General features: G+C 38.4%; 26 protein-coding genes. 11 read left to right on the top strand and 15 right to left on the bottom strand.

Going from position 1 to position 26,156, the window contains the following annotated elements:
• Nucleotides 1-34 precede the first annotated feature (34 nt).
• The 3 genes from BM179_RS15095 (at nt 35) to BM179_RS15085 (ending at nt 2,718) form a co-directional block, all read left to right on the top strand.
• Nucleotides 35-868, top strand: a complete 834-nt coding sequence (locus BM179_RS15095; protein WP_092017981.1) for an amidohydrolase family protein — start codon at nt 35-37, stop codon at nt 866-868.
• A 42-nt stretch (nt 869-910) separates the two neighbouring features.
• Nucleotides 911-1,693, top strand: coding sequence for an L-fucose dehydrogenase (locus tag BM179_RS15090; RefSeq protein ID WP_092017980.1), 783 nt, complete (start codon nt 911-913; stop codon nt 1,691-1,693).
• 122 nt (nt 1,694-1,815) lie between these two features.
• Nucleotides 1,816-2,718: a histone deacetylase family protein gene (locus tag BM179_RS15085; protein ID WP_092017979.1), complete on the top strand. Its 903-nt coding sequence runs from the start codon at nt 1,816-1,818 to the stop codon at nt 2,716-2,718.
• Between the two features lie 8 nt (nt 2,719-2,726).
• Here the strand turns inward: BM179_RS15085 and BM179_RS15080 are convergent, their stop codons facing one another.
• From BM179_RS15080 to BM179_RS15070, 3 genes are all read right to left on the bottom strand, one after another.
• On the bottom strand, nt 2,727-3,074 hold the full coding sequence (locus tag BM179_RS15080) for a hypothetical protein (protein WP_229632957.1): 348 nt from the start codon (nt 3,072-3,074) through the stop codon (nt 2,727-2,729).
• Nucleotides 3,075-3,232: 158 nt separating this feature from the next.
• Nucleotides 3,233-4,447 (bottom strand): alpha/beta hydrolase family protein, encoded by a 1,215-nt coding sequence (locus tag BM179_RS15075; protein WP_092017977.1) that lies wholly within the window; start codon nt 4,445-4,447, stop codon nt 3,233-3,235.
• A 138-nt stretch (nt 4,448-4,585) separates the two neighbouring features.
• Nucleotides 4,586-5,374 (bottom strand): SDR family NAD(P)-dependent oxidoreductase, encoded by a 789-nt coding sequence (locus BM179_RS15070; protein ID WP_092017976.1) that lies wholly within the window; start codon nt 5,372-5,374, stop codon nt 4,586-4,588.
• 240 nt (nt 5,375-5,614) lie between these two features.
• On the opposite strand from BM179_RS15070, the gene BM179_RS15065 reads away from it, so the two are divergent.
• Entirely contained in the window at nt 5,615-6,331 is a 717-nt protein-coding gene (locus BM179_RS15065) for a hypothetical protein (protein ID WP_092017975.1), read from the top strand.
• A gap of 259 nt (nt 6,332-6,590) precedes the next feature.
• Entirely contained in the window at nt 6,591-7,295 is a 705-nt protein-coding gene (locus BM179_RS15060) for a hypothetical protein (RefSeq protein WP_092018038.1), read from the top strand.
• A gap of 190 nt (nt 7,296-7,485) precedes the next feature.
• Here the strand turns inward: BM179_RS15060 and BM179_RS15055 are convergent, their stop codons facing one another.
• A complete protein-coding gene (locus BM179_RS15055; protein WP_143095239.1) occupies nt 7,486-8,040 on the bottom strand; it encodes a hypothetical protein in 555 nt (184 codons plus the stop codon).
• A 400-nt stretch (nt 8,041-8,440) separates the two neighbouring features.
• Entirely contained in the window at nt 8,441-8,998 is a 558-nt protein-coding gene (locus BM179_RS15050; RefSeq protein WP_092017973.1) for an AAA family ATPase, read from the bottom strand.
• Nucleotides 8,999-9,165: 167 nt separating this feature from the next.
• Here BM179_RS15050 and BM179_RS15045 point away from each other — a divergent pair, with 167 nt between their 5' ends.
• Complete coding sequence (locus BM179_RS15045; protein ID WP_092017972.1) at nt 9,166-10,353, top strand: class I SAM-dependent methyltransferase; 1,188 nt, start codon at nt 9,166-9,168, stop codon at nt 10,351-10,353.
• Nucleotides 10,354-10,416: 63 nt separating this feature from the next.
• Here the strand turns inward: BM179_RS15045 and BM179_RS15040 are convergent, their stop codons facing one another.
• Complete coding sequence (locus BM179_RS15040; RefSeq protein ID WP_092017971.1) at nt 10,417-11,103, bottom strand: NAD-dependent epimerase/dehydratase family protein; 687 nt, start codon at nt 11,101-11,103, stop codon at nt 10,417-10,419.
• Nucleotides 11,104-11,406: 303 nt separating this feature from the next.
• On the opposite strand from BM179_RS15040, the gene BM179_RS15035 reads away from it, so the two are divergent.
• Nucleotides 11,407-12,297 (top strand): DUF1684 domain-containing protein, encoded by an 891-nt coding sequence (locus BM179_RS15035; RefSeq protein ID WP_092017970.1) that lies wholly within the window; start codon nt 11,407-11,409, stop codon nt 12,295-12,297.
• Between the two features lie 5 nt (nt 12,298-12,302).
• Here BM179_RS15035 and BM179_RS15030 read toward each other — a convergent pair whose 3' ends face one another.
• Complete coding sequence (locus BM179_RS15030; protein ID WP_092017969.1) at nt 12,303-12,797, bottom strand: GNAT family N-acetyltransferase; 495 nt, start codon at nt 12,795-12,797, stop codon at nt 12,303-12,305.
• Between the two features lie 268 nt (nt 12,798-13,065).
• On the opposite strand from BM179_RS15030, the gene BM179_RS25355 reads away from it, so the two are divergent.
• Nucleotides 13,066-13,221 (top strand): hypothetical protein, encoded by a 156-nt coding sequence (locus BM179_RS25355; protein WP_177219418.1) that lies wholly within the window; start codon nt 13,066-13,068, stop codon nt 13,219-13,221.
• A 62-nt stretch (nt 13,222-13,283) separates the two neighbouring features.
• Here the strand turns inward: BM179_RS25355 and BM179_RS15025 are convergent, their stop codons facing one another.
• Genes BM179_RS15025 through BM179_RS15015 form a run of 3 tightly spaced genes read right to left on the bottom strand, consistent with a single transcriptional unit; the run spans nt 13,284 to nt 16,218 of the window.
• A complete protein-coding gene (locus tag BM179_RS15025; protein WP_092017968.1) occupies nt 13,284-15,002 on the bottom strand; it encodes an IlvD/Edd family dehydratase in 1,719 nt (572 codons plus the stop codon).
• Nucleotides 15,003-15,039: 37 nt separating this feature from the next.
• The gene (locus tag BM179_RS15020; RefSeq protein ID WP_092017967.1) at nt 15,040-15,564 is read right to left on the bottom strand and encodes a GNAT family N-acetyltransferase; all 525 of its coding nucleotides are present in this window, start codon (nt 15,562-15,564) and stop codon (nt 15,040-15,042) included.
• A gap of 15 nt (nt 15,565-15,579) precedes the next feature.
• A complete protein-coding gene (locus tag BM179_RS15015) occupies nt 15,580-16,218 on the bottom strand; it encodes a hypothetical protein (RefSeq protein ID WP_143095238.1) in 639 nt (212 codons plus the stop codon).
• A 141-nt stretch (nt 16,219-16,359) separates the two neighbouring features.
• Between BM179_RS15015 and BM179_RS15010 the strand changes: the two genes are divergently transcribed.
• Nucleotides 16,360-17,877 carry a hypothetical protein gene (locus BM179_RS15010; RefSeq protein WP_092017965.1) on the top strand — a complete coding sequence of 506 codons (1,518 nt, stop codon included), beginning with the start codon at nt 16,360-16,362 and terminating at the stop codon, nt 17,875-17,877.
• 60 nt (nt 17,878-17,937) lie between these two features.
• Here the strand turns inward: BM179_RS15010 and BM179_RS15005 are convergent, their stop codons facing one another.
• The 5 genes from BM179_RS15005 to BM179_RS14980 all read right to left on the bottom strand — a co-directional run bounded on the left by BM179_RS15005 (nt 17,938) and on the right by BM179_RS14980 (nt 22,730).
• The gene (locus tag BM179_RS15005; protein WP_092017964.1) at nt 17,938-18,210 is read right to left on the bottom strand and encodes a DUF4242 domain-containing protein; all 273 of its coding nucleotides are present in this window, start codon (nt 18,208-18,210) and stop codon (nt 17,938-17,940) included.
• A gap of 171 nt (nt 18,211-18,381) precedes the next feature.
• Nucleotides 18,382-19,227 (bottom strand): class I SAM-dependent methyltransferase, encoded by an 846-nt coding sequence (locus tag BM179_RS15000; protein ID WP_092017963.1) that lies wholly within the window; start codon nt 19,225-19,227, stop codon nt 18,382-18,384.
• Between the two features lie 449 nt (nt 19,228-19,676).
• Complete coding sequence (locus BM179_RS14990; protein ID WP_092017961.1) at nt 19,677-20,243, bottom strand: DUF1543 domain-containing protein; 567 nt, start codon at nt 20,241-20,243, stop codon at nt 19,677-19,679.
• 37 nt (nt 20,244-20,280) lie between these two features.
• Complete coding sequence (locus BM179_RS14985) at nt 20,281-21,411, bottom strand: MalY/PatB family protein (RefSeq protein WP_092017960.1); 1,131 nt, start codon at nt 21,409-21,411, stop codon at nt 20,281-20,283.
• Nucleotides 21,412-21,461: 50 nt separating this feature from the next.
• A complete protein-coding gene (locus BM179_RS14980) occupies nt 21,462-22,730 on the bottom strand; it encodes an MFS transporter (protein ID WP_092017959.1) in 1,269 nt (422 codons plus the stop codon).
• Nucleotides 22,731-23,102: 372 nt separating this feature from the next.
• On the opposite strand from BM179_RS14980, the gene BM179_RS14975 reads away from it, so the two are divergent.
• Together BM179_RS14975 and BM179_RS14970 are read left to right on the top strand one after the other, a co-directional pair.
• Nucleotides 23,103-24,116 carry a VOC family protein gene (locus BM179_RS14975; protein WP_092017958.1) on the top strand — a complete coding sequence of 338 codons (1,014 nt, stop codon included), beginning with the start codon at nt 23,103-23,105 and terminating at the stop codon, nt 24,114-24,116.
• Nucleotides 24,117-24,367: 251 nt separating this feature from the next.
• Nucleotides 24,368-25,990: a S8 family peptidase gene (locus BM179_RS14970; protein WP_092017957.1), complete on the top strand. Its 1,623-nt coding sequence runs from the start codon at nt 24,368-24,370 to the stop codon at nt 25,988-25,990.
• Nucleotides 25,991-26,156: the final 166 nt, after the last annotated feature.

Here is a 26,156-nt window from a genome sequence, read left to right as displayed (position 1 = left end):
ATAAATGTGTTTCTGAGATAAAAAGGCATAATTTATGGCACTAAAAATAGATGCTCATCAGCATTTCTGGCAATTTGATCCGGTCAGAGATTCCTGGATTACTGATGATATGGCTGTTATACAGAAGAACTTTTTACCGGAGGGTTCTCTGGAAGTTCTCAAAGCCAATGGTTTTGATGGCTGTGTAGCTGTTCAGGCAAGTCAGTCTGAAAGTGAAACGGAATTTCTGCTGGCTCTGGCAGAAAGCAATGACTTTATCAAAGGTGTGGTTGGCTGGGTTGATTTGAAGAGTAATGATATTTACGAAAGACTGGAATATTTTTCACAATTCGAAAACGTAAAAGGTTTCAGACACGTGGTTCAGGGAGAAAAAGATCCGGAATTTATGCTGAAACCTGATTTCAGAAGAGGCATTACAGAATTGGGAGCTTATGACTTTACTTATGATATTCTTATTTATTATCATCAGTTAGCTCAAAGTATACAGTTTGCAAAACTGTTTCCGGATCAGAAGTTTGTTCTGGATCATATCGGAAAACCTGATATAAAAGGCACTGAAATCAATGAATGGCGTAAGGAAATCAGGAAACTGGCGCTTTACGAAAATGTAAACTGCAAGCTCTCTGGTATGATTACGGAGGCTGACTGGCAAAACTGGAAAGAAGAAGATCTTCGGGGATACCTGGATGTGGTTTTTGAAGCATTCGGAACAGATCGTCTGATGTTTGGTTCTGATTATCCGGTTTGTCTGGTGGCAGGCAGTTATGAAAAAATGCTTGCTGTAATTGACAATTATATCAGTAAATTATCTGCTTCTGAAAAGGCAAAGATTCTGGGTGAAAATGCAGTAAGATTTTACAATCTCTAACATTGAAGATGTTTTAATAGAGCATCAAATAACTAAAATTATATGAATTTAGGACTTAAAGAAAAAGTAATAATCGTTACAGGCGGAGCTAAAGGTATTGGTGAAGGAATTTCTCAGGTACTTGCCACCGAAGGAGCGATGGTTGCAATAGTTGGAAGAAGCGGAGAGGATAATGAACTGGCAATTGCTAAAATCCATGCTACCGGAGGACAAGCTTTTTCTTTTGTGGCAGAATTAACAAGGCCTGAAGAATGTAAAAAAGCGATTGATGAGATTGTAAAAACATTCGGAAGGATTGACGGGCTGGTTAATAATGCCGGAGTAAATGACGGAGTAGGTTTGGAGAGCGGAGATTATGAACGTTTTATGGCTTCTTTGCACAGCAATCTCATTCATTATTATCTTTTGGCCCATTATGCCTTACCTTATCTGAAAGAAACAAAAGGTGTAATTCTTAATATCGGGTCGAAAACGGCTGAAACCGGACAAGGAGGAACTTCTGCCTATGCAGCAGCCAACGGAGGCAGAAATGCACTTACACGTGAATGGGCGGTGGAACTACTGAAATATGGTATCAGGGTAAATGCCCTCATTGTGGCTGAATGTTACACGCCTTTGTATGACCGCTGGATTAAAACACTTCCTGATCCGGAGGAAGCATTGGCGAAGATTAACAGCAAAATTCCTTTGGGAAATCGTATGACAACCTCAGAAGAAATTGCCAATATGGTGGCCTTTTTGATGTCAAAACGTTCAAGCCATACTACCGGACAACTGATTCATGTGGACGGTGGTTATGTTCACCTGGACAGAGCTTTGTTGTAAAAACTAAAAATCTTTATGTTATAAACCCACAGGGAAAACCTTGTGGGTTTTATTTTTGTTCAGGAAAAAGGGAACCTTCCTTAATTTGTAAATGATTTTACTCAATATCGTTTGTGTTTTAAATGTTAAAAATTGCCTATTCGCCTATATATCAGCACCCATTGCCTGAAGGTCATCGGTTTCCGATGATAAAATATGAACTGATTCCGGAACAATTACTACATGAAGGAACCTGCACGGCTGCCAATTTCTTTTACCCTGAAGCGGTCGAAGAAAAATGGATTCTGAGAACACATAGCCTTTCTTACTGGAATGATCTGAAAAACCTTTCTGTTGACCCTAAAATGGTTAGAAAAATAGGTTTTCCACTTACGCAGAAACTCGTAGAAAGGGAAACTGTTATCACTCAGGGCACAATTGATAGCTGCCATTTCGCCTTTGAAAACAAAATAGCTATGAATGTAGCGGGGGGAACGCATCATGCTTACAGTAATAAAGGAGAGGGATTTTGTTTACTGAATGATGTGGCGGTAGCAGCCAACTATTTGCTGGATAATAAGCTGTCTGAAAGAATTTTAATAATTGATCTGGACGTACATCAGGGCAACGGCACGGCTGAGATTTTCAGAAATGAACCGAGAGTTTTTACATTTTCCATGCATGGTTCAGAAAATTATCCGATGAAAAAAGAACAATCTGATCTGGATATTGCCCTTGCGACTTATACAGCCGATGAAGAATATTTATCAATACTTTATCAGACTTTACCGGCCCTGATCGTCAGACATCGACCTGATTTTCTGTTTTACATCTCAGGGGTGGATATTTTATCGACTGATAAATTAGGAAAGTTAAATGTTTCAACACAAGGATGTTATAGCAGAGATGAGTTTGTATTTGAGCAGGCTAAACTTTTCGGATTACCGATTGTGGTATCTATGGGAGGAGGATATTCACCGAGAATTGCAGATATAGTAAATGCCCATTGCAATACATTCAGACTTGCCGAACGCATGTTTTTCTGAAAAGGATGTTATTTTTTATTTTTCTCAAAACTTACAGATTTTTTAGCTTTCAGCTCTGGCCTGATACCTTTTTGTAACTGTAGATTATATTCGAAAAACTCTATGGCTCTTTGGATTCTTTTATGGCTGATCGTCAGAAAATAGGGTCTTCTGCCATTTTTCTGAATAAGCCTGGCATCCAGTTTGTAGATCGTTCCTTCCGGAAAATTCAGAAGAATTTTAGCAGGACAGCCAACCTTCAGATCGGCAGGAATATGTTGTCCTTCAATAGTTTTCAAATGAGGTTTACTTAAGCGCCCGTCATAGCATACCTTCGCAAAAACGTCCAGGAAGACCTTCTTTTCTAACTCCGGCATAACTGAGATAAGGGAAAGCTGCATCAGCAAAAAATGAAAATTATTGATTTATTAATGCAAATATAAAAAATCCCTGACAGCGTTCAAATAGCTGTCAGGGCTCTGTTATTCAAAATTTTATAGTTTTTTCTGAAAAAGGGAAATATTTTAAGGATTTTCTATCTTTTTGAAGAGAAAAAGGTAAAAGTGCCCAATAAATAATCCTGAATAGACCCGATATGGTCTTTCCCCTCGATTTTTTTCAACTCCACATTCGTGGCTCCGCGAGCAATCATAGCATTATAGGTAGATTCAGAATTACTGTAAAAAATCAATTTATCTGCAGAACCATGATATAACTGTAAGGGAGAAGACGGTTTCCAGTCAAAAGTATCATTATCTTTTATGGCATTGATGAAAGGGGTATCAGTTCCGTCATTGATTCCTTTTTTGAAACTGTCAGTCACCAGCAGATTGAAACTTCCCGGAAGACTTGCATTAATTCCGTTATTCTGAAGGCTGGTAGCATACGGTTCTTTCAGATAAACATTCATCTGGCGGTTAAGCCCGTAAATCTTATTGTAAGTTCTAAGTACCCAGGCATAATAATTGTTATACTCTGAAACGCCCTGAGTAGTTTCGTTGAGAATGGTTTTAACAAAAGCACTCAGGTTATAACCTCCTGCACCACAGGTTGTTGCAGTCAGGCTAAATTCAGTTGGAAATTGCTGCTCAATCTTTTTCATCAAAGCCATAGTAGCAAAACCACCTTCAGAATATCCGGTTAACATTAGTTTGTTATTCCAGGAGGTTTTTTCCTGTTTGAGAAATTCTATAGAAGCCCTTGTCATATCCAGACTTGATTGAGCAAGACTTTCTCTGTGTTGATATGGATGTTCAAGATTCTTTGAAACACCATAGCCAATATAATCCGGGCAGGAAATGATGAAATTGTTGGATGAAATCAGTGAGACGCCCTGAGTATCAGTGCTTTTTAAATTGAAGTAAGAAGGAGCAAAAGTTTCGTCAGTTTGAGTACCGTGCTGGTAACTTATCAAAGGCATTGCTTCCGTAGTGGAAGGAATAACCAGGAGACCTGAGGCCTGAATGTCTGTATTATCGGCATTTTTTGTTTTATAAATAACCTTATAAACTTTAAGGTCACTTTTCACAACCGCCTGAATGAACAGATTTAAAGTGGGATCACTGCCAAAAAAGACATTGGCATTGGTAATAATCTGAGTTTTCGTCAGATTGGTAATCAGGGTACTGCTGACAAGATATTTATTGCCCTGAGGAGTTGGAGTCGGATCTGAGGAAGAACTACAGCCAGCAATCCAAATGGAAAGAAATAGGAATAAGTAGAATTTTAGGTAAAGTTGTTGTTTTTTCATCGTGTACTTAATTGTTCGGTTTCAAAACGAAGTTTTATCGCTTTTATTGAGAATAGCCCTTTTGCAAATTAAAGTTATTGATAATCAACAACTAAAGCTGTCTGTTGTCTGAGCATTCAGCACAAAGTTAACAAAATATCAGTAAGGCGAAGGCCCGACGGAAGTCCATCCTCCGTCAATTACCAGACTTTGCCCGGTAATATGTCCTGCAAGCGGGGAAACCAGAAACAGGACGGCAGCCGCAATATCTTCTACAGAGGCAGGTTTTCCGGTGGGTGTAATTCTTGACCAGGTTTCGAGATAAGCAGAATCTTCTAAGGTTCTTTCTGTCAGAGTGGCTCCGGGAGCTACTGTGTTGACGGTAATCTGGTGTGGTGCTAAATCTACCACAAGATTTTTGGCAAGCTGTTCGATGGCGGCTTTTGTCATCCCGTAAGCTGCCAGAAATTTATGTGCCTGATGAGCTGTAACTGATGAAATAAATAAAAGCCTTCCGCCGTTTTTCTGAGAAATCATCTGTTTTGCAGCGGCTTGTGCCAGAAAGAATGTCCCGAAAATGTTCACATTAAGGAGTTTTTGCATGGATTCCGGCTGATATTCCAGAAAATCCCCGAAGGTTGTTATTCCTGCGTTAGCCACAACAATATCTATTTTCCCGAATGAGCCAATTGATTGGTCAACAAGCTTTTGGGGAGTATGAATGTCACTGGTATCTCCCGGGCAGCTTTCACAAATTCCACCTTCTTTTCGGATGATTTCTGCGGCTGATTTAGCCAGATTTTCGTCAATGTCATTGAGGATCACTTTTGCACCGCCTGCGGCTAATTGCCGGGCTATTTCAAAGCCGATTCCAATACCTGCCCCTGTAACGATGGCGACTTTATTTTCAAACATTCTTATGCTTTCCGGTAAATTCTGAGACTTCATTGGATAGTTCAATACAGTTTAGGAAAAAGATGAAAATCCTTCCGGATAGCAAAATAATGTGTTCACTAACTCGTTAGGATTGATAATTCTTACAACAAAGATTTTACAAATTGAGATTTTTTTTACTTGTAAATGACCTTGCTTGTAAGTGAAAAAATATCTGATCACAATTTTTAACAATTTTTCCAACTTAATTCTGAAAAAGGGAGTCTTTTCGGAAATTAAGATAATCAAATCCTTATGAAAAAAATATTTATGAGCATTATCCTTGCCGGGTTCATTTTTTCTTGTAAAAAATCAAGTACTGATGTAACTCCCACCCCGGATCCCACCCCGAATCTTACGCTGAATGATACTTTTGAAAAGTCATTTCAGGGTTGGGTCGGAGGTTTTTCAGATTACCCTGTAGGATCTGAAGCTTTCTATGAATTAAAATTTAGTCAGGAATACCTTCCCCAGCCTTTAGACACTACTCAAAAGGCAATAAGGATTTCCGGTAATAACCACAGTGATGATTTATTCATGTTTCTGAAGAAGAAGCTGACTGGTTTTAAAGCCAATAAGTCATATTCCGGAGCATTTGAGGTTTCTTTTGCTTCTTCTGCTGCTCAGAATATGGCGGGAGCTGGCGGAGCACCCGGAGAAGATGTATCTTTTGGCATTGGCATTACCAGTATAGAACCGCTTAAAGTAATAGATTCTGTCAGCCATTCTTACAAAATGAATATCAAGAAAATAAACCAGAGTAAGAGCGGAGATGATATGAAAGTGATTGGAAATGTGGCAAATGGCACAAATCTCAGCAAATTCACTATTATCAAACGGACTGGGGAATTTACCGGTAAAACAGATGCAAACGGCAATTTTTGGTTAATTGTCGGTACGGACTCCGGCTTTGAATCTACCACTACCTTGTACTACACCGGAATAAAGGTATTATTCACAGAAGTGAAGTAAGAATCACATAAATTAAATCATGAAAGGCTCGTTTTCTGAGGAATAAAACCCTTTGAAAACGAGTTTTTTGTTGGGGAAAAGTCTGAAATATGCGCCGTTTCCTGATAGAATTTCTGACTTTGAGCGCAAAAATATTTTCTGACTTAAGTAGCTTGTGTGTCAGGAAAATAAGGATATGTGTGCAAAATATTTAAAATTATTTTCCAACCAAAGTTTTGAGATCGGAGTCTTTCAGGAAATTAAACAAACAAAAACACGCATGAAAAAATTAGTTTTAAGCATTTTTGCTGCAGCACTCCTCTTCTCCTGTAAAGACGACAAAAACAACACAAACCCTCAGTTATCGTTGAACGATACGTTTGAAAAATCAGCTGAAGGCTGGGTTGGAGATTTTGCTGATTATCCGGTTGGGCAGGAGACTTTCTACGAATTGAAGTTTAGCCATGAAAAACTTCCTCTGCCATTAGACACCCTGAAAAAGGCCATCAGAATTTCGGGTAATAACCACAGTGACGACTTGTTTATGTTTATGAAAAAGAAGGTTTCAGGTCTGAAGCCTAATCAGGCGTATGCTGCTTCGTTTGAAGTTTCTTTTGCCTCAAATGCGGCGAAAAATCAGATGGGAGTAGGGGGAGCACCCGGAGAATCTGTGTATTTCGGAATTGGTATGACTAGCATCGAACCTAAGAAAGTAGTAGATTCTGTCTCAAAACATTATACCATGAACATTAAAAAAATGCAGCAGGCCGGTAGTGGTGATGACATGAAAGTGATTGGTAATGTAGCAAATGGTACGGATTCTAATAAATATGTTGTGGTAAAGCGTACCGGAGAATTTATTGGTAAATCTGATGCCAAAGGGGAGATGTGGCTGATTGTCGGAACCGATTCAGGTTTTGAAGCAACTACTACCTTATACTATACCGGAGTGAAAGCGGTATTTACCGAAGTAAAAGCAAACTAAGAACTGAGAAAGACTTGTTTTGAATTGAGTCAGGCTTTTCAAAACAAGTCTTTCTGTCTGAAATATGAGATTTAATTACCTCTCTCTTTAAGTTTCCCCTGATTCCGCGAAGTCATCTTCTTCTTTTAAAAAAATCATTTTACCTCCGGGATTACGCTTATTAAAATCAGTCACTTTTCACAGAAAATGCTTACCAACCCATAAATTCCTCTCCGGGATATTGTATATTAATCCATTTTCCATTGACAAATTCAAAGGAAATCATATGAATATCATCATCGGAGCCGGAAATGGAGGAATTTAAATTACTGAAAGGATTGAGGTTCGAGTATTTTATTTTGTACATGATTGTAGCTCTGTTAGCATTGCGGGCAAATTTTATGGCAACGATTTTGTCGAGATTCTTAATTCCCTGTTGAATAACCTGAATGCTGGTTTCCCCCCAAATGTCCCTTTTTAAATAATGTTTTCCTAAGAAAGGTTGAGCTTTAGGAGTGAACAGGATTCTTTTTCCTCGATAAAAAAAATGTGTATTCAGTAAAACGTACCCATTTTTATCCAAACCCATTTTGCGCATTTTTCTTGCTGTACTCCAGTCTTCAAGGTCTATCTTTTCCTCAATGATGAGTGGAAAATGTATCGTTTTTTTTAAGAGGGCTTCGGCCTGAGCTAAGTTGATGGTTGACTTATTCTGGCAATCAGTGAATGCTAGCGCGCAGAAGATAAGAATGAATTTTCTTAACATATTATTGATTTTAATAAGAAAGTGTAGTGAGGAATAGTTAAATCCCTGAGGCCAGGACATAAAAATGACGTGAAACTTGAATTGCTTCGGAAGCGGGGCACTGGTATGCCGACGGGTAAAGCAAACAAGCCACGTCAATGACGGGAGTCATTCGCCTACTTTCGTCCACCCTTAAAAATTACCAGTTTTCGCTTCGAGAGACAAGTAGCAAATTATTCTATATGTGATCTATTCGTATTTTTTCTCTATGGAATATTTAGATTTTTTAGTTATACAGAACGGCAATTTAGAATTAAAATTATATAATTTGAAAAAAGAGCTGCCATTTTTTCACTTTTTCATAAATTTCCTATCAAATATTATCCTTTTTATCAGCGATAGAGAAAATAGAATGAATAGTTTATATGTCGGTCGATAGATGCAAAGCTTTGATTTCGGTTAAGACAGCGTATGTTCTCTCCTGAGGAGTAAGGTTATCCCGAAGCTCCAGGATGGGGCATTTTACCTTTTTTAACCAGCTTTCATGTGTTTTCAAAGATCTTCCTGTTGTTTCTTCCCTGTCGTAACCTTTTGCCCATTCTATAAATTCCAGATACTGTGCGTTTCTGGCAGGATCTTTAAAAATAACCTCTCCGTATCTTTCGTATTCCCTTTGTTTTAAGCGTTCAATTCTGGTTTCAGGATTAACCCATAGGAAAACTACCAGGTCGAAAGAGTCAACCCAATGAGGAGCCCAATTAATTACCGATCCTCCGAAAATCCAGTTTTGATGGACTTTCAGATCTGAGGCAATCAACTGATTTCTCTCTTCAGGATCTCTGCGGGTAGTAAAAGGAGGTTCTGTTTTTACCCAGAAATAATCGTCACTATCAAAATATGGAATGTGAAGAGTGTCTGAAAGTTTTTGACCTAATGTAGTAACCCCTGATCCGGAGGCTCCCATGATATGTATTTTCATAATGATAAAACAGGTTTATAAATAGTCAATAAAAGGGCTCTTATAACATCAGTCTGCCTCTAAAATCCTGTGAAATTATGAAATGTAGAACTATTAAACTGCTTTGCTTATGAAAATATCATTGCTTTCAGGCTGTTCCCGTATCTTTGTATTTTAAAATCAGGATAATGACGATTGAATCACACATAGAACAGTTTATCAGTAGTTTAACCAAAAGCATAACTTCCAATACTTTTGTAAAAGTTTCTTTGGGAAATTACCAGGGAAAAGAACAGGATCTTAAGAACATTTACATCAGAAAAGTGCTGATTAAACGTGAAGATAAACTTGCCTTTACTTTTCGGTATAAAACCAAAGATATCGTAAAGAATTATGCAGCAGACGAGGGGATTCGCCTGGTGAAAGAGTATTTGCTGACAGGTTTCAAAACATCTGTTTTATTTACTACAGAGTCGGACCTGGTGTTTGAACAACTCAGGAATCTTAAATCTTCACTGAAACAAAAAGAACCTTCAGCAAAAGAACTTCCTTCAGCCGGGCACGATAAAGAGAAAAAGCGATTGATTAAGCCTGAAAGCGGGTCATATCTTTATGATTTGAAAATTACAGATGAGAAAGGTGAGGTCTTTAAAAATGCACAGGATAAATATAAACAGATCAATCATTATGTTGAAATACTCAGTTCTTTGATTAAGGAAGTACCGGGAACACAGCTGAAAAAAGCAGTAGATATGGGTTCAGGCAAAGGATACCTAACTTTTGCTTTGTATGATTATTTGCATAATGTACTCAAACTGAATACAGAAATCACCGGAGTGGAATACCGGCAGGATATGGTGGATTTATGTAATCGCATTGCCGGGAAATCCGGTTTTAATCAGCTCAACTTTGTTCAGGGTACGATCGAAGAGTTTGAAAGTGAGCATATTAACCTGTTAATTGCTTTGCATGCCTGTGATACGGCTACTGATGATGCAATTTATAAAGGCATCAGGGCAGGAGCGGAGCTTATTGTTGTAGCACCTTGTTGTCATAAACAGATCCGGAGAGAAATTGAGAAAAATAAAGCAGAGAATGAATTGAATTTCCTGACTAAATACGGAATTTTTCTGGAACGCCAGGCGGAAATGGTAACTGACGGAATCAGAGCATTGATTCTTGAGTATTTTGGATATAAAACCAAGGTTTTTGAATTTATCTCAGATGCTCATACACCTAAGAATGTCCTGGTTGTGGGGATTAAGTCCAAAGAGAGAGATGATAAAAAAGCCGGAATCTTAAAGAAAATTCAGGAGACCAAGACCTATTTCGGAATAGATTACCACCATTTGGAAAGGCTGCTCAAACTCAGCTAAACAGAACAAAGGGGCAGAATTATTTACAATGATCCTATCCCTTTTTAATATTCTCCGGAGCATTTAACCTTGTACACTGGCAAGTGCTTCAATATCTTTTACTTCCAGGACATGTTGTTCAGGACCGTGGTTGACAGAATTAATCATGGCTAATCCGATTTCTTTCAGGGTCAGTACATATTTTGGCAAAATTGCCTTCCAGAACGGATAAGCCCAGCTGAAATACTTGTAATAAGGAAGCGTATTTTTCAAACCCTTTGTCGGATTAATGTATCCGGGTCTGAAACCATAAACATGCCTGAAAGGCAGTTTGAATAAATCATTTTCAGTTTTTCCTTTAATCCTCGCCCATGAAGAACGACCTTTTTCAGTGCTGTCAGTTCCAGCCCCTGAAATGTAGCAGAAGGTCATATCAGTATTAAGTCTGGAAAGCGTTTCAGCCACATGAAGTGTAAGCGTATGTGTCATGCTGAAATAATCTTCTTCTTTTACCCCGACAGATGAAATCCCGAGACAGAAAAAACAGGCATCGTATCCTTTCAATTGATCTTCAATAGCAGAGAAATTGAAGAAGTCTGTATGAATAATCTCCTTGATTTTCGGGTGATTCATACCACCGGGTTTTCTGTTGATTAGTAACACTTCTGTAACCAGAGGATGTTGCAGACATTCATAAGCAACTCCTTCACCAACCATTCCGGTTGATCCGGTCACTATTACTTTTATTGTTTTTTGAGCTGAAAAGGCCATTTTTAAAGAGTTTAATAATAATTTGCTAAATCTGATAAAGACGGATTTATGGTAAATATGATTTTAGACTTATTGAAAATAAATACTTGTTTCGCTGATTCTGTTTTCAATGAAATCCGGATAAAACAGTACCGACTAGTCACTCTATTTTTTTTAAAAATCTGTTTTTACGGGAAATGGTTCAGACAAACAGTAAATATTTTATTGAAAGAAAGGTTTCCATTTATATTTCAAATTGCCTGATTGGTATTTCACAGTGAATAAATAATTTTATATATTTGTCCTATAGACTAAAATAAAATCATGAAATATACTGCTTTAATATGCTTATTGCTTGGGCTTTCTGCCTTTAACATAGAAGAAAAACCGGAAGATACTGATTATAAAAACCAGATTGAACTCTGGCATCAGCAGAGAGTAAATACCTTAAAAAGTGAATCAGGCTGGCTGAATGTGGTAGGGCTTTACTGGCTTGAAGAAGGGGAAAACACCTTTGGCACTGCCATTGGAAATAAGGTAATTTTCCCGAAGGGTAAAGCAGAAAACAAATTAGGAACTTTTGTACTGAAGAATGGGATTGTGACTTTAAATGTACTTCCGGGTATTCAAATCAGGGCTAATAATGAATTATTCAGCAAAGGAGTGATTTTTGACGGAACGAATACAAAACCATTGGTACTTTCCTATAAAAGTTTAAGCTGGTTTATTATCAAAAGAGGAAATAAATACGGAGTCAGACTCCGGGATTTTGAAAGTGAATCTTTGAAAAACTTCACCCGTATTGATCGTTTTCCGGTGGAGGAAAGCTGGAAAATTGAAGGGACATTTGAAGCTCCTGCCAGCCCGAAAACTATTGCCATCACCGATGTGATCGGTTTAACTTCCGAGCAACCTTTGGCAGGAACGCTGTCATTTGAAATTCAGGGAAAAAAATATAAACTGGATGCAACAGGAGAAGGAAATTCCCTGTTTATTGTGTTTGCTGATCAGACTTCCGGAAAAACTACTTATGGAGGAGGAAGATTTTTATATGTACCTAAACCTGCAGATGGAAACAAAGTAGTTATTGATTTCAACAAATCGATAAATCCTCCCTGCGCATTTACAGCCTTTGCCACATGCCCTTTACCCCCTGCTCAGAATAGACTGGCAGCTAATATTCAGGCGGGAGAAAAGGTTTACGGAGACCACTGATATCATCAGGCTTTGTAAAGCGAATATTTGTATCTGATCCGGTTTCCCTCGGGAAGTGTTTCGATTTTCTTCAGGCCGGATTTCTCAAGGACCCTGATTGATCCGGCATTCCGGGATTCCACATAGGCAATAATATCAAAATCCGGTTCGATTTCTTTGCCAAATTCAATGAGTTTTAAAGCAATTTCGCCTGCATAACCCTTTCCCCAGTGTTTCTCAAGCAGGCGAAAACCTATTTCAATCTGATCTTTCTCTTCATAAGTGAATCTGGCACCTCCGATTAACTCCCCGCTTTCTTTGTCTTCTACCATGTATGTTCCAAAAAGAGGATGCAGATTACTTTTTTCAACAATTTTTAAAAGCATTTCATCAGACTCCTGTCTGTTCAGTGCCTTTCCTGTAATAAATCTCATTACGTTTTCGTCGCAACTCATGATATAATATTTGTCGGCATCTTTTTCACTGATTTTAGTGAGAACTAATCGCTTTGTCTGCATCATTGAGGTAAGTTTTTAATGGATAATATGGTTTGTTTATGATTCCCGGTTTACCCTGAAAAAGATTGTTCCGGTAATTTTCTGAGAAGAATTCTGAATTTCAAATATGGTACTAATTTATCCAATGACAAAGCTAAAAGAACAAAAAAACATTGTTCATATCGTAAAGACTGTACCGGTGTTTTATGTTTCGGAAATCTTAATTATTTACCGGATCGACTACAGAGATTTGGGACAGGAATAATAAATATAATTTAGATCAGAAGCAGGCTTGAAAAAGCTGAAAATAGTTGATGCATATGCCAAAAAGGCAGGGAAACCTGCTGCTTTTACAGAAACAGGACTTGAATCTGTTTCTGATTTTCTGAAGTTTTACAGTGACCCTTATACTGCTTTTGGAAAAGATTTTCCGGATTTGTATAAATAATGATCAGAATCTCCCTTTCTCAGATTAATGAGAAAGAGAGATCAGGCAGAAAAGACTTGATTTTAATGAGAATCCCTGGTAACCTCGCTGCCGGATTTGCCTTTAAGAAAATCCATATCTGCACCTAAATGAGCCTGTTCTACATGTTTAATATAAAGATTGACATACCCTCTGTTGATAGCCAGGTCTAAAGGTTTCCAGTTTTTACGTCTTTCCGATAACTCTTCCTCAGAGACCTCCAGATTTAAAGTTCGCTGATGAACATCCAGACTAATCCAGTCGCCATTTTGAACCAGTGCCAAAGTCCCTCCGTCTGCTGCCTCAGGTGAAACGTGTAAAACTACCGTTCCAAAGCCTGTGCCGCTCATTCTGCCATCAGAAATTCTGACCATGTCATGAACGCCTTTTTCCAGAAGTTTTTTAGGAATCCCCATGTTTCCTACCTCTGCCATTCCGGGATAACCTTTCGGGCCAACATTTTTCAGAACCATTACTGAATTTTCATCTACTTCTAAAGCCGGATCGTCGATTCTGGCATGATAATCTTCAATGGTTTCAAAAACGACAGCTTTTCCCCGGTGTACCATCAGCGCCGGAGTGGCTGCTGAAGGCTTTAAAACTGCCCCGTTCGGAGCAAGATTTCCTTTTACAACAGCAATTCCGGATTCCGGTTTGAAAGGATTTTCCAGGGTTGCTACAATGTTCCGGTCATATACCTCTGCTTCCAGAGAATTGTCTCCGATACTTTTTCCATTTACAGTAATTGCTCCGTTATGAATAATACCTGCCAATTCCTTGATTACAGCAGGTAAACCTCCGGAATAATACAAATCTTCCATAAAATGCTCACCTGAAGGCTGAATATTCGCTAAAAGCGGAACATTTTGAGAATATTTATCAAAATCCATAATATTCAGATCCACCCCGATTCTGCCGGCAATTGCAAGAAGATGTATGACAAAATTGGTTGAACCGCCAATTGCGGCATTGACCATAATTGCATTTTCAAATGCTTCACGGGTGAGAATTTTTGATAAAGTCAGGTCTTCTTTCACCATTTCAACAATTCTTCTTCCGGACATTTGAGAAATCACTTTTCGTCTGACATCTGCCGCAGGAATAGCCGCGTTATTTGGTAAAGAAAGTCCCAGGGCCTCAACCATGGTAGCCATCGTGGAGGCTGTACCCATAACCGCACAATGTCCCTGTGTACGTGCCATACAGGCTTCAGCTTCTACAAACTCTTTCTGGGAAATTTCACCGAGTTTGTAGGCTTCTGCAAACCGCCATACATCGGATGTTCCTATATTTTTGCCTTTCCAGTGCCCTTTCAGCATAGGGCCGCCGGAGATTACCAGCGTTGGTAAATCTACACTGCAAGCACCCATCACTAGGGAAGGAGTCGTTTTATCACAACCGCATAGTAAAACCACACCATCTACCGGATTGGCTCTGATAGATTCCTCAACGTCCATACTGGCCAGGTTGCGGTAAAGCATGGCTGTAGGTTTTATCAGCGTCTCTCCCAAAGACATTACCGGAAATTCAACCGGAAAACCTCCTGCTTCGAGCACCCCTTTTTTAACAGATTCAGCCAGATCTCTGAAATGTGCATTACAAGGAGTCAGTTCCGACCATGTATTACAGATTCCGATAACAGGTCTTCCGTCAAACATATCAGGTGGAATACCCTGATTTTTCATCCAGGCACGATAAATGAATCCATCTTTCCCGGTTTTTCCAAACCAATTTTGAGAACGAAGTGGTTTTTTGTTTTCCATAGTAAATAGTAATAGTGAGCGATTGCTGTTTAACAAATCAGAGTGTTTTTTTCATCAGATGCATTCCTCTTAATTCAGATTTCATAAGCCTGAATTCGTCATCCAGTCTGAAATTACTGATAATTTCAAAGCCTGTTTTCTGATAAAATGCAATGGAATTAGCACTGCTGTCCATCACTTTCAGATAAATGCAGGATTTTCCGAGAGAACGTGCTGAATCAAAAGCGAAAAGTATCATTTTTTTACCCAAACCTTGTCCTGCAAACTCTTCAAGAAAATAAATTCTTTCAACCTCCATTCCTTCCGGATCTTTTCCGAAAGTATAATTCAGTTTAATGTAACCTACCGGTTCATTTCCCATTTTCATAAAAAAGAAATCTGTATTCGGGTGTTCAATTTCGAGTTTCAGAACTTCCGGTGCATAAACTTTTTGGGTGTACCATTCAAGGCCCCCCTCATCCCAAAGGTAGGGAAAATGCTGTCTGTAGATACGATTGCATAACTGAGAAAGCAGGTGATTTTCATTTGAATCAACTTTGATAATCTGAGGCGATAGAGACATTTCTGGAAAATTAGTTTATTCGGAATCAATGGATTTCTGCATGGCAAACTTTAAATTATAGCCAAGACTATACTCACAGGTTCTGGTGCCGGAAGGAAAGGATGTAAATTCAGCATTTCTGAATTGAAATTGCCGTACAATTTTATTTCCTCTCAGAAACAAGGTATCTTCTCCTGCATAACCAAACGAAGGCCTTCCGATCAATTTCGGTAAATTGAACGGTATCAGCTGATTCTGCCGGAGCTCATATCCTGTAAAAGCCATTCCTTTCCCGGCGTTTAAGAAAATCAGAATTTCGGGAGAACCATTTCCGTTAAGATCCGTCACCTGTGCCGAAATAATTCCGTTGATTCCTTTGAGACTGTTTTGAGCTATTTTCTTTGAATTTTCATAGGCTGTCAGAATGTATGAAGAAGAGTCTTTCCTTATTTTGAAAAGAAAAGCATCATTTCTGAATTCCATTTCATTGTCTGATTCATCCGTAACAGTTTCCGGGATCTGTAAACTTTGCCGGGCCTGAATTTCCGGAATTTGGTTCAGAGACGTTTCAGAAAGATCATTTTCATTTTCTGAGGATTCATATAAAAACATACCACCAACGAGACAAATGATGAGCAATGCAGCTAAAAGAATCTTAATGTTTGGCTTGAGCATGAAAAATTAAGGCTTAATTCGCAAATATGTTAAATTTTCAGCTTGATAAAAAGCATTTTTGCGCTTCGTTTCTTTTCAATAATTTTGAGTCCGGAAATATTCGGGATTTTGAAACGTTAGAGGAAAAAGCCTCAGCGCTTAATGTCAGACCTTAAAATGAATACTGTTTTGAAGATTTTTGCTTTTTGCATACTGGCCGGAACGGCCATATTCGGGTATAATTTTTACCGCGAACAATTTCCTGAAGATGCTGATTTTTCCCAGAATGAGCATTTTTCTCTGCAACTGAATCCCGCCACGCTTCAAAATCGACTGACAGAAACACCAGATTTTCCTTTTTCTGCCGTAACTGATAATAATTACATCGGTTGGGAGAAATTTCCCGTTTTTCATTTGCCTTCACAGTTCAAATTTGTATTTCATGGCGCAAGAATGGAAAACGATAACCTTGATCAGATTCTCAGCCGCGGATTTACACACGTTGATATTTCTAGAATGAGCGATCAGGAAAAAGTAAAATCCAAAGTTTCTCAACGGGCCATTATGATGGGGGCTAATTATTTTACGCAGTTTAATGCTATGTTTTCGAATGCGCCTTTAGGCGTGATGGACCCATTTGCCGAGACGGATCAGAAATTTCAGAATTATGTGGCTCAATTGCAAGGAATATGCTTTAACCATTATCACGACTGTGCAGAGGGAAGTGTAATGAGAGCGACAGTTGATTTGTTTGTCTGGGATCTGGAAAATGTACTATATAAACCTGAGAAGAAATATCTGGCACCAAATTCACCCGGTAGAAATATTCCTGATGATAAATTTGACATAGCTTATTTCAATGAAATGGCTAAAAAGTATCGCTTATTGGTCGAGACTACCAAACAGAATGTAGTGGCTGGGGCAAAAGTAGGTACTTATAATCCGGGTTGCCCTATTGAAATGGGCAATTTTAACCTTGAAAACTATAAAAACCCTTCATCCAAGATGTGGATGTGGGACTGGCCGGCAGGTTCAGATAAAAAAAATTACCGTGATTTTGTAGATTTCCAGACACCCGGAGGATATTTCTTAACCAATAACCTTGAAAACCGGGACGGGATCTATCAGATTATGGCAGATCAGGAAGTCAATGCACATTGGTCTTCCATTCCCAGAATTCCGGTAGAATGGATGTTTACCACGAATCTTCCCAATGCTCCCGTTCCACCTAAACTGGCGGAGGCTACTTCAATTTTTACGGTTATGTCAGGCGCACAAGGTGCATGGTTTTGGGATGAAGTTTTTAAAATGACTAAAAACCAGTCGACACTTCAAAATCCTCGTCAGAGAAATTATGCCTGTTACGAATATTATATTGCCGGATTATACAGACTGAGTAAGCATAATGATTTTTTACAGACTAATTATCAGGCAGTGATTCCGGAAGTTTCATTTGATGGCGGGAAAAGTTTTTCTCAGTTGAATGCAGCAGAATTAAGACAAAAATCTTTACCTCTTGTCAGAGCACTTGTTTCGAAAGGAAGAATTTTGTTAGCCGCCCAGAATCCCAAAGCCACAGGTGCTGATCAGAAAGTAACACTGGTTGTTAAATACGGAAACTGGAAGGATGTTATTACATTGAAGGGGGAAAATGTGTATCTGGGAGAAGCAAGGATGTAAGAATACAAGTTTTTCTCTGCTTTGCCAGCTGCAAAGCAGAGAAAAACATTCTATAAACCATTACTCAGCAGTTACAGGATCTATAATTGTTGAAACCATATTGATAGAATTTGCCGGGAAACCTCCCTGTGAAGCATGCTGTCGAACCATTTCTTCATTTGGCGCATTATAAACACAATAAATTTTATCAGCGGTTACATAGCTGTGAACCCACTGAATTTGAGGGCCCATATTACTTAATACTCCACAAGAGGTTTGTGAAATGGCCTTTAATTGTTCGGCTGTTAATTTTCCCGCTCCGGGAATTTCTCTTTCAATTACATATTTTGGCATGACATTTAGTTTTCTACTCGTTTGGCTTTTCGGTTACGCCCCGTTTTTAAAGTGGTTTCTGGTCTCCACATTTATTACTGATAAACGATTTCAGATCTTTGAGTATCCCGATTTTAATAGAATATCACCTTTTCAATTTTTCAACATTCTGTCCGGAATCAATATTGTCAATCATTTCTCTCCATAAATGACAAGCGCGCTGGAGTCGATCATAATATTTCCATCAGGATACCTTTCGTTAACTGTCAGATACACTTCTCCTTTTATTTTCTCTTTCATCGCCTCATCAGCTTTGCTGAGTGCTGCAACAATAGGCGCACCTACCTCGGTCATCATATTCCAATAAGCATCAGTTGTCTGACAATTCAATTGTCCTGTAATTTCTTTTTGGGAAATGTTTTTTAAACCCACCTGCATGAACAAAGCTGAAATAAAACCATCTTCGGCGCAACGAAACATTCCGGGTGCACCCTGTAAGGGAACAGGCAGTTCCATGTTTTTATTGATTGTTCCCATAATAGCGGTAACCCAGAAATTCTTTTTGGGCACATTCCAGACAGCTGTGGCGATTCTTCCTCCGGGTTTTAATACACGTACCATTTCTTTAGCCGCTAGTAACATATCAGGGAAAAACATGAAACCGAAACGGCAGCTTATTGCATCAAAAGTATTGTCTGGAAAAGGTAATTCGCAAACATCGCAGGTACGGGTTTCAATATTCATAATACCTCTTTTGGCAGCATTTTCCCTTGCAATGGCAAGCATATCATCTGCGAGGTCAGTAATGATAACTTTTCCGTTGGTCAGCATAGACGCGATAGTCAATCCGGGTTCACCGGTTCCTGCTGCCACATCCAGAATTAGTTCATCATTTTTCGGATTCAATAATCGGATAATTTCATGACCCATTGGTCTCAAAAAATCCATTGTGATCGTATCCCATTTTTTCCAGCCGGCAGAAAATTTATTCCACGACGCTTTTTGCTGTTCACGGATTTGTTCCAGTTGCTGTTCCATTATTTGTGTTTTTATTTGTGACAACGCTAAATTTTGTTTTCTTTAATTAGTGGTTGCACAATCACAAAGCATGCAGATCTTTTACAGGAAAATGGTAAACAGAGGCTTTAGTATTATGTTAAAACTCAGGATTCATGATCTGCTGGTTTTATTTAAAAACGTATATTTCCTCTATTTCAAAGGTATCAATTTAGGCATTTCCCTGCAGAAAAACAAGATATTTTTGAGGTTTTATTGGCTTTTTCAAAGAGATGTAAGTTGATAGAAATAAAGATTTACCTCTGATGAAATGGTGTAAAAACCTGTTTTTATCTATATCAGAACGGAGTAATATAAACGCAGAGATTTCTTCAAGGAAAGGATTTTGATCTGTATCAGGTTTCTATATTTCAGGTTTTTTGACAGAAACGATCTGAATGGTAATCTATTTATAGAAAAACTATCCCGGCCTATTTAAGCAGGGATAGTTTCAGATATCCTAAATGAATAGGATCCTGCTCTGTTTCAGATGAGGGAGAGAGTTTAATTTTATATTTCTCTTTTTGAGACGGCGAAAGAATATCTTCAATTTCATAAAGTTCATCAACATCGATTCCATATTTGTCGTCAATATGAGACGAAGCACCCTCAAAATGATTGTTCTGAAAGAATAAAGTTTGTTTGGCTTCCTTAAAAGCTGCTGCCCGATCTTGCTTTACAGTAAGCATAAAATAATGCTGTTCTTCAAATTTATTCTCCTGATAACCTCCGAGATTGATGAAGAAAAGTTTGTTGTTTTGTTCGGTAAAGTCTTCGGCCGCCTGTTTTAATGATACCTGAATTTTGAATCCATCGACATTTGTCACTTCTCTCCAGGCATCAATATGGATTTTACCAGCCTCTGGCCAAAATGCTTCCATATCATTGACGAGTTCCTTAAGAGAGTCAGCAATTCCAAAGAAAATATCATGTTGTTCAACATGCCTGCCGGTAGGTTTGCAGCCAAGTAATACCATGTATAGCTTTAATTCAGACATATTTAATCTTTATTTTGTTGAAAGAAAATGGATACTTTTAACCGATAATAGCCTTCTCAATTCTGGAAATAGCCTCTTCTAAAACTGATTTCGGACAAGCAAAATTTAACCTGAAAAATCCTTTCCCCATAAAAGTACTGCCGTCAATAACCCTTACTCCATGAGCTAATAGTTTTTCAAGGATATCAGGATAATCGCTCTGGATCCATGCCAGATAAGTAGCTTCATGCGGATACATTGTCAAACCCGGCAGTGCATTAATTCTCTCTATCAGTAAATCATGGTTAATTTTCAGGTATTTCAAAAGTGCATCATGCCATTCTTTACTGTCGCGATAGGCTGCCAGAGCAGCTTTAATGGAATAACGGGAAAGAGGAGGGAAAAAGCCCATTTTGGCAGCTTCAAATTGGCTTCTTAATTCAGGATTTGAGATAATTGCTACTGAAAATCCTAAGCCGGCAATATTGAAAGTCTTACTTGGAGCCATTAAGGTAATAGTAAGGTCAGCCGCAGTCTGACTTAATCCTGCAATTGGAATGTGCGGTTTGGTTTCATCAAGAATCAGGTCGCAATGAATTTCATCTGAACAAATTACGATGTTATGCTTAGCACAGATATCTGCCAGTCGCTCTAATTCTGCTTTGGTAAATACCGTTCCGGCAGGATTATGAGGGTTGCAAAGCATGAACAATTTAGTGTTTTCTGTAATATTAGCTTCCAATGCTTCGAAATCAAACGTCCAGCGATTGTTTTCCAGTTTCATCGGGAAGGTTTGTAAGGTTTTCCCAACCCACTTTGGAGCCAGATGGAAAGGATGATATACCGGAATGGGAGTGATAATAGCATCTGTTGCCTCTCCGATGGCCTTGCAGGTAGCAGTTAGCGCCGGCACTAGCCCAGGAATCCATACAAACCAGTCTTTTTCAGTTTTCCAGCCATATAAGTTTTCCAGTCTTTTCTGAAGAACTTCTCCTAATTCCTCCGGAACGATAGAATAACCCATTACTCCATGTTCAGTTACTTCTCTGAGTGCCTGTAAAACAGGTTCAGGAGCCCGGAAATCCATATCTGCTACCGGCATAGGAATTGTATCGGCAGGATCATTGAAAAAATCCCATTTATAACTTTCAGTATTATGTCTCTCAATAATTTCGTCAAAAATATTCATTGGCAATGGTTTTAAATAAGCTGATGCTGAGATGTGATGAAGTGGAATGTTTATTGTTTATCCATGATTCCGGCCTTCTTAAAATTCAAAGATAATACGGTTGCCAGAAACATAATAAAGGTGATGATTAAAAAAGCATTCCGGTACGATTCTGTTTTGTCATAAATACAACCCGTCAGTACTGGCCCGACGAAAGCTCCGGCAGATTCAAACATGCTGATAGTTCCGTTGATTTTTCCGGCAGATTTTAATCCGAAGGTTTTGACAGTCAATACATTGTAAAGTGTGTAAATGCCGCCCCAGCTCAGCGCAGTAATGATTGTTGCAGGAATGAGAAATGAAAGATTGAGGGTAGCAAATCCCAGACTCCCGAGCATTAATGCGACGCAGCAAACTGTGAAAACGATATAAGTATTGAAATAATCGGAAAGTGAAGAAATTGCAAATTTGCCAAGAAACGCAATACCAAAATACAAGGTAAGCAGCCAGCGGGCATTAGTTTCAGAAAATCCCAGTCCGATAGCATTCATGAAAATATTGGAGACAATGCCCACCACGCTATAAAATGTAAACATCCCGCAGATGCAGATTAGCCAGAATGTACGGGTTTTAAATGCTTCGGAAAGAGTCAGGCCGTTATCAAGAAGATCTGAAGTTTTTTCCGAAATATTTCTGTCTTCACCGTAAGCTACAGATCCGATTTCTGAGGGTGCATTTTTTACGATCAGCAGAATATAGAAGAACAGCGCAAGCGGAAGAATAGAGAGAATCATAAAGGCATCCCGCCAGCTGTACAGGTCAATCCAGCTTCCGATCAGGGGAGGAAAAATAAAACCTCCAAGGCTGGTTCCTGCAAGCGTTACGCCCAAAGCAATACCTCTGTGTTCTTTAAACCAGCTTGAAACAAGTATAATGGCAGAGATTGAACCGGCTGTGGCATAAGACAAACCCATCAGGATATGCAGGAAATAAGCCTGAAATTTTGAGGTAATAAAACTGTATGAAAAAAGTGCGACAGTCAGCAGAACTGCGCCTGAAAGCATGAGCTTTTTAACCCTTATTTTATCAATGAGGATGCCGGAAAACAGGATAAATGCAAATGCCGTTCCATTGGTAAGAGAGTCTCGCCACTTCAATTCACTCCTGGTCCAGTGGAATTCATCCAAAAGCGATTTGTCGAACACAGAAATGGTAGTGGTAGTCAGTCCGTTAATAATCAGTAAAATTAACAAACCTGAAAAACAGATAATTATGGGATAGTATTGATGTTTCCAATTTGACGTATTAATAGTTTCGGTAGTGTTATTTTCGGGTATCATTTTATACTTAGTCCGGTTAACTCTGGTCAATTACTCAGTCCATAAAGTCTAAATAAAAGATAGATTATGTCTTTTATACAATTTAAGGAGTGTTTAGGTTCACACCAAGAGGAAATTGTACGTAAGGTTTTGGAGAAGTAAAAAATGAAAAGTGATAATTTCAAGATTAAATTGGTTTTTTTATGGATGCTTTTGTATGGAAAATACTTGTTATGCTTAATATTTTTTTCAAATTTGTTTTGATATATTGAGAATTTTATAACTTTAGTGACGAATAAGTAGTTTTGTGCTGTGTAGACGGACCTTTTCAGGTCTGCTAGCTTGATTTTTATAATCTGGTAGTAAATGCTTCACATTTCTAACGTATGATCCATGAAAAGACTTTTATTAGTATTACCGTTTCTTGCTTTTTTTAATAACGTTTATGCCCAAACCCTGATTCAGTTAGATGAAATTCATCTTCACATGAAAGACTCTATTGATAAGGAAAACACAAGTGATTTCTATCGCTTATATTTTAAAGCAAGAAGGCTTGAAGGGAAATCACTTAACCCCTCTGAAAATGTAGATATTCTTACGCTCAGACCGAAGGAGGCTACCATTAATATTTCATATCAGGAAGTTTCAGCTGTGAATGTTCAGAATTCCGGAAAAGAGAAAAAAACTGAATCTTTCGGAACGGCTGCTGAAACCATTTCATCTTATGGCTTGCACTGGGTTGCCATTAATACCAAAAATCTGAAAAAGACGGTTAAAACCTTGCTGAAAGCGGGGTATGGATTTGCGATAGAGAATTTTTATCTGCCCGGAGAACAGGAAATAAATGCCGTAGCAATGTATGGATATGATAATCAATTGGTTGTTTTAGTGGAAAGAGAGGATAAAGAAGCCAACACTTTTGGAATAGATCATGTGCAGATGATTGTTGAAAATCTTGAAAAAAGTATTCGTTTTTATAAAGACATCTTCAATGCAGAGCTGCTGATAAAGAAAGACCGTTCAGCGGTTTTATCAGTTAAAAATCAAAAGATTGTACTTTCCGAGCCGGAAGCACTTGGTTTGGTCAGAGAGCAGATCCGTAAGATTGATAAAAATAGCCCTAATTCACTCGATTGTCAGCTTAGCTTTCTCTATGAGGAAGTAGAACCTGCATTTTATGCGGTTAAGGGACAGGGATACGAGGTGGCTGTGGAGCCTGAAACTTTTTACTACCTTAACAAACCTGCCAATTATATCTATTCAATTATCCGGACACCTGACGGAGCCCCTTTAAAAATATTCCAGGAAAACGGAAGACTTGCCGCCCGTGATGCAGGAAGTAATATTTCAGTCGGGAAAAAAAAGACTGACCAGAAGGCAGAATCAATATCTTTGTTAAAGAGGTAATAATTTGTTAATGTATTTTGTCGTTTTTTAAAACAGGCTTATTCAAAATATAATTGGATAAGCGTTGAATTATTACTTTCCGGTAATTTCAGGGAAATAGCGGAAACAGGAACAATTTTACATCATATTGAGAGCCGGATTTTCCTGTTAATAACTTATTTTCTGTGTACTTCAGTTAATTTGAAATCTGAGATCAGATTTTAAGTTAATTTTGTTAAAATAAGACTTTTCAATTATTTAATGTGAGTATAATGAATGTTAAAAAATGTATTCTTTTGAGCTTTTTGGGCCTGGCATCAGGACCATTATTTGCTCAGATGCAGGAATCTTCTGCTGATAAAGCTCCCTTGAATTGGTTCAATCTTGATTATCAGGAAAATGGGGTGAGGGGTGTAAGTACGGAAAAGGCTTACCGTGAGATATTGAACAAAAAGAAATCTCATGCCGTAATCGTGGCGATTATTGACTCAGGAGTAGATATTGCACATGAAGATTTATTGGGCAGGATATGGAAAAATGAGAAGGAAATTCCCGGAAACGGAATTGATGATGATAAAAACGGATATGTAGATGATATATATGGCTGGGATTTTCTGGGCAATAAAAACGGGCAGGATATTGATAAGGAAACAACTGAAATTACCCGCGAGTATGCCAGGTTAAAAAAGGTTTTTGAAAATACGCAGGATGCAGGTTCTCTTACACCAAAGATGAAAGCCGACTATGATCTATACCTGAAATATAAGGCTAAGTACGAAGAAAAGGTGAAAGAGCTGGAAGAACAGGGGCCGTTTGTTATCAAGCTTTATGAAAAATATAATGAATCCAAACAGCTGCTTACGACTTATTTTAATAAAGCAGATTTTACCCGGGAGGATCTGGCCAAAATAAATGATGCTTCTTCTGATGATCTGAAAAGAGCGAAAAGAATTTTTGAAGTGCTGGAGCAAATGGGGCAAAATGAAGAAAAGCTGAAAGAGGCTTATGATTACTTCAATTCCCAATACAAATTCGCGATTAACCTTGACTATAATCCAAGAAATATCGTAGGAGATGATATTAATAACCTGAAAGAAAAAGGATACGGTAATAATGAAGTAAAAGGCCCTGATGCCAGACACGGAACACATGTTGCCGGAATTGTGGCTGCAAACAGAAATAATTCCTTAGGAGTAGAAGGCGTTTGTAACGATGTGAAAATCATGGTGCTAAGGGCTGTTCCTGATGGAGATGAGAGAGACAAAGATGTGGCGAATGCCATCCGTTATGCCGCAGAAAATGGTGCTTCAATTATTAATATGAGCTTTGGAAAGGCCATTTCTCCTCAGAAAACAGCTGTTGATGAGGCCGTAAAATTTGCACAGGCTAAAGGTGTATTATTTATTCATGCTGCCGGAAATGAGAATGAAGATATTGATGTAAATGATAATTTCCCGACCAGAAAATACCTTGATGGAAAAGAAGCTGAAAATTGGATAGAAGTAGGAGCAAGTTCATGGGTTTCTCCCCCGGGAGCCGTAGCGGAATTTTCAAATTACGGACATAAAAGCGTAGATGTTTTCGCACCGGGTGTTGATTTGAAATCAACTGTTGTAGGATCAAAATATGAAGATTTAAGTGGAACAAGTATGGCAGCACCTGTGGTTACCGGAATAGCGGCCTTGTTAAAATCCTATTATCCTGAGCTTAATGCCGCTCAGATTAAAAAGATTATCCTGAGTTCAGCATTGACCTTGCCCGGTACTAAAGTAACTCAGCCAGGAAGCGGAGAATTGGTTGACTTCGGTTCTTTAAGTTCAACTGGTGGTATTGTAAATGCTTATGAGGCAGTAAAAATGGCAGAAAATATGCATGCAGGACATCATAGTAAATAAATTCATGGTTTAAAAGACGATAATTCCACTTTGAAATGCTTTACCTTCAATCAAAACTCAGTAATTCAGCGGAGAGCCTGCTTTCCCTTTTTATATTTATTTTAATGCTGGCGGGTTTATATCTTGCTTTCAAAATCTTCAATAAAAAAAGGTAGGGATCTCCTAC

Origin of the sequence: Pseudarcicella hirudinis (assembly GCF_900115665.1) — a bacterium.
Classification (GTDB): Bacteria; Bacteroidota; Bacteroidia; order Cytophagales; family Spirosomataceae; genus Pseudarcicella; species Pseudarcicella hirudinis.
Note: the sequence above shows the minus strand (reverse complement) of the source record. Positions and strands in the feature narration are given on the sequence as shown.

Bases quoted from the DNA above. Each gene is read 5' to 3' on its own strand.
- BM179_RS15025 (WP_092017968.1), bottom strand. From the start codon at position 15,002: ATGGAAAACAAAAAACCACTTCGTTCTCAAAATTGGTTTGGAAAAACC.
- BM179_RS15060 (WP_092018038.1), top strand. From the start codon at position 6,591: ATGAAAAAATTAGTTTTAAGCATTTTTGCTGCAGCACTCCTCTTCTCC.
- BM179_RS15000 (WP_092017963.1), bottom strand. From the start codon at position 19,227: ATGGAACAGCAACTGGAACAAATCCGTGAACAGCAAAAAGCGTCGTGG.
- BM179_RS14975 (WP_092017958.1), top strand. From the start codon at position 23,103: ATGAAAAGACTTTTATTAGTATTACCGTTTCTTGCTTTTTTTAATAAC.
- BM179_RS15070 (WP_092017976.1), bottom strand. From the start codon at position 5,374: ATGAAGTCTCAGAATTTACCGGAAAGCATAAGAATGTTTGAAAATAAA.
- BM179_RS15080 (WP_229632957.1), bottom strand. From the start codon at position 3,074: ATGCCGGAGTTAGAAAAGAAGGTCTTCCTGGACGTTTTTGCGAAGGTA.
- BM179_RS15020 (WP_092017967.1), bottom strand. From the start codon at position 15,564: ATGTCTCTATCGCCTCAGATTATCAAAGTTGATTCAAATGAAAATCAC.
- BM179_RS15010 (WP_092017965.1), top strand. From the start codon at position 16,360: ATGTCAGACCTTAAAATGAATACTGTTTTGAAGATTTTTGCTTTTTGC.
- BM179_RS15085 (WP_092017979.1), top strand. From the start codon at position 1,816: ATGTTAAAAATTGCCTATTCGCCTATATATCAGCACCCATTGCCTGAA.
- BM179_RS15045 (WP_092017972.1), top strand. From the start codon at position 9,166: ATGACGATTGAATCACACATAGAACAGTTTATCAGTAGTTTAACCAAA.
- BM179_RS15065 (WP_092017975.1), top strand. From the start codon at position 5,615: ATGAAAAAAATATTTATGAGCATTATCCTTGCCGGGTTCATTTTTTCT.
- BM179_RS15090 (WP_092017980.1), top strand. From the start codon at position 911: ATGAATTTAGGACTTAAAGAAAAAGTAATAATCGTTACAGGCGGAGCT.
- BM179_RS15095 (WP_092017981.1), top strand. From the start codon at position 35: ATGGCACTAAAAATAGATGCTCATCAGCATTTCTGGCAATTTGATCCG.
- BM179_RS15040 (WP_092017971.1), bottom strand. From the start codon at position 11,103: ATGGCCTTTTCAGCTCAAAAAACAATAAAAGTAATAGTGACCGGATCA.
- BM179_RS15075 (WP_092017977.1), bottom strand. From the start codon at position 4,447: ATGAAAAAACAACAACTTTACCTAAAATTCTACTTATTCCTATTTCTT.
- BM179_RS15055 (WP_143095239.1), bottom strand. From the start codon at position 8,040: ATGTTAAGAAAATTCATTCTTATCTTCTGCGCGCTAGCATTCACTGAT.
- BM179_RS15050 (WP_092017973.1), bottom strand. From the start codon at position 8,998: ATGAAAATACATATCATGGGAGCCTCCGGATCAGGGGTTACTACATTA.
- BM179_RS14970 (WP_092017957.1), top strand. From the start codon at position 24,368: ATGAATGTTAAAAAATGTATTCTTTTGAGCTTTTTGGGCCTGGCATCA.
- BM179_RS15035 (WP_092017970.1), top strand. From the start codon at position 11,407: ATGAAATATACTGCTTTAATATGCTTATTGCTTGGGCTTTCTGCCTTT.
- BM179_RS15005 (WP_092017964.1), bottom strand. From the start codon at position 18,210: ATGCCAAAATATGTAATTGAAAGAGAAATTCCCGGAGCGGGAAAATTA.
- BM179_RS14990 (WP_092017961.1), bottom strand. From the start codon at position 20,243: ATGTCTGAATTAAAGCTATACATGGTATTACTTGGCTGCAAACCTACC.
- BM179_RS14985 (WP_092017960.1), bottom strand. From the start codon at position 21,411: ATGAATATTTTTGACGAAATTATTGAGAGACATAATACTGAAAGTTAT.
- BM179_RS15030 (WP_092017969.1), bottom strand. From the start codon at position 12,797: ATGATGCAGACAAAGCGATTAGTTCTCACTAAAATCAGTGAAAAAGAT.
- BM179_RS14980 (WP_092017959.1), bottom strand. From the start codon at position 22,730: ATGATACCCGAAAATAACACTACCGAAACTATTAATACGTCAAATTGG.
- BM179_RS15015 (WP_143095238.1), bottom strand. From the start codon at position 16,218: ATGCTCAAGCCAAACATTAAGATTCTTTTAGCTGCATTGCTCATCATT.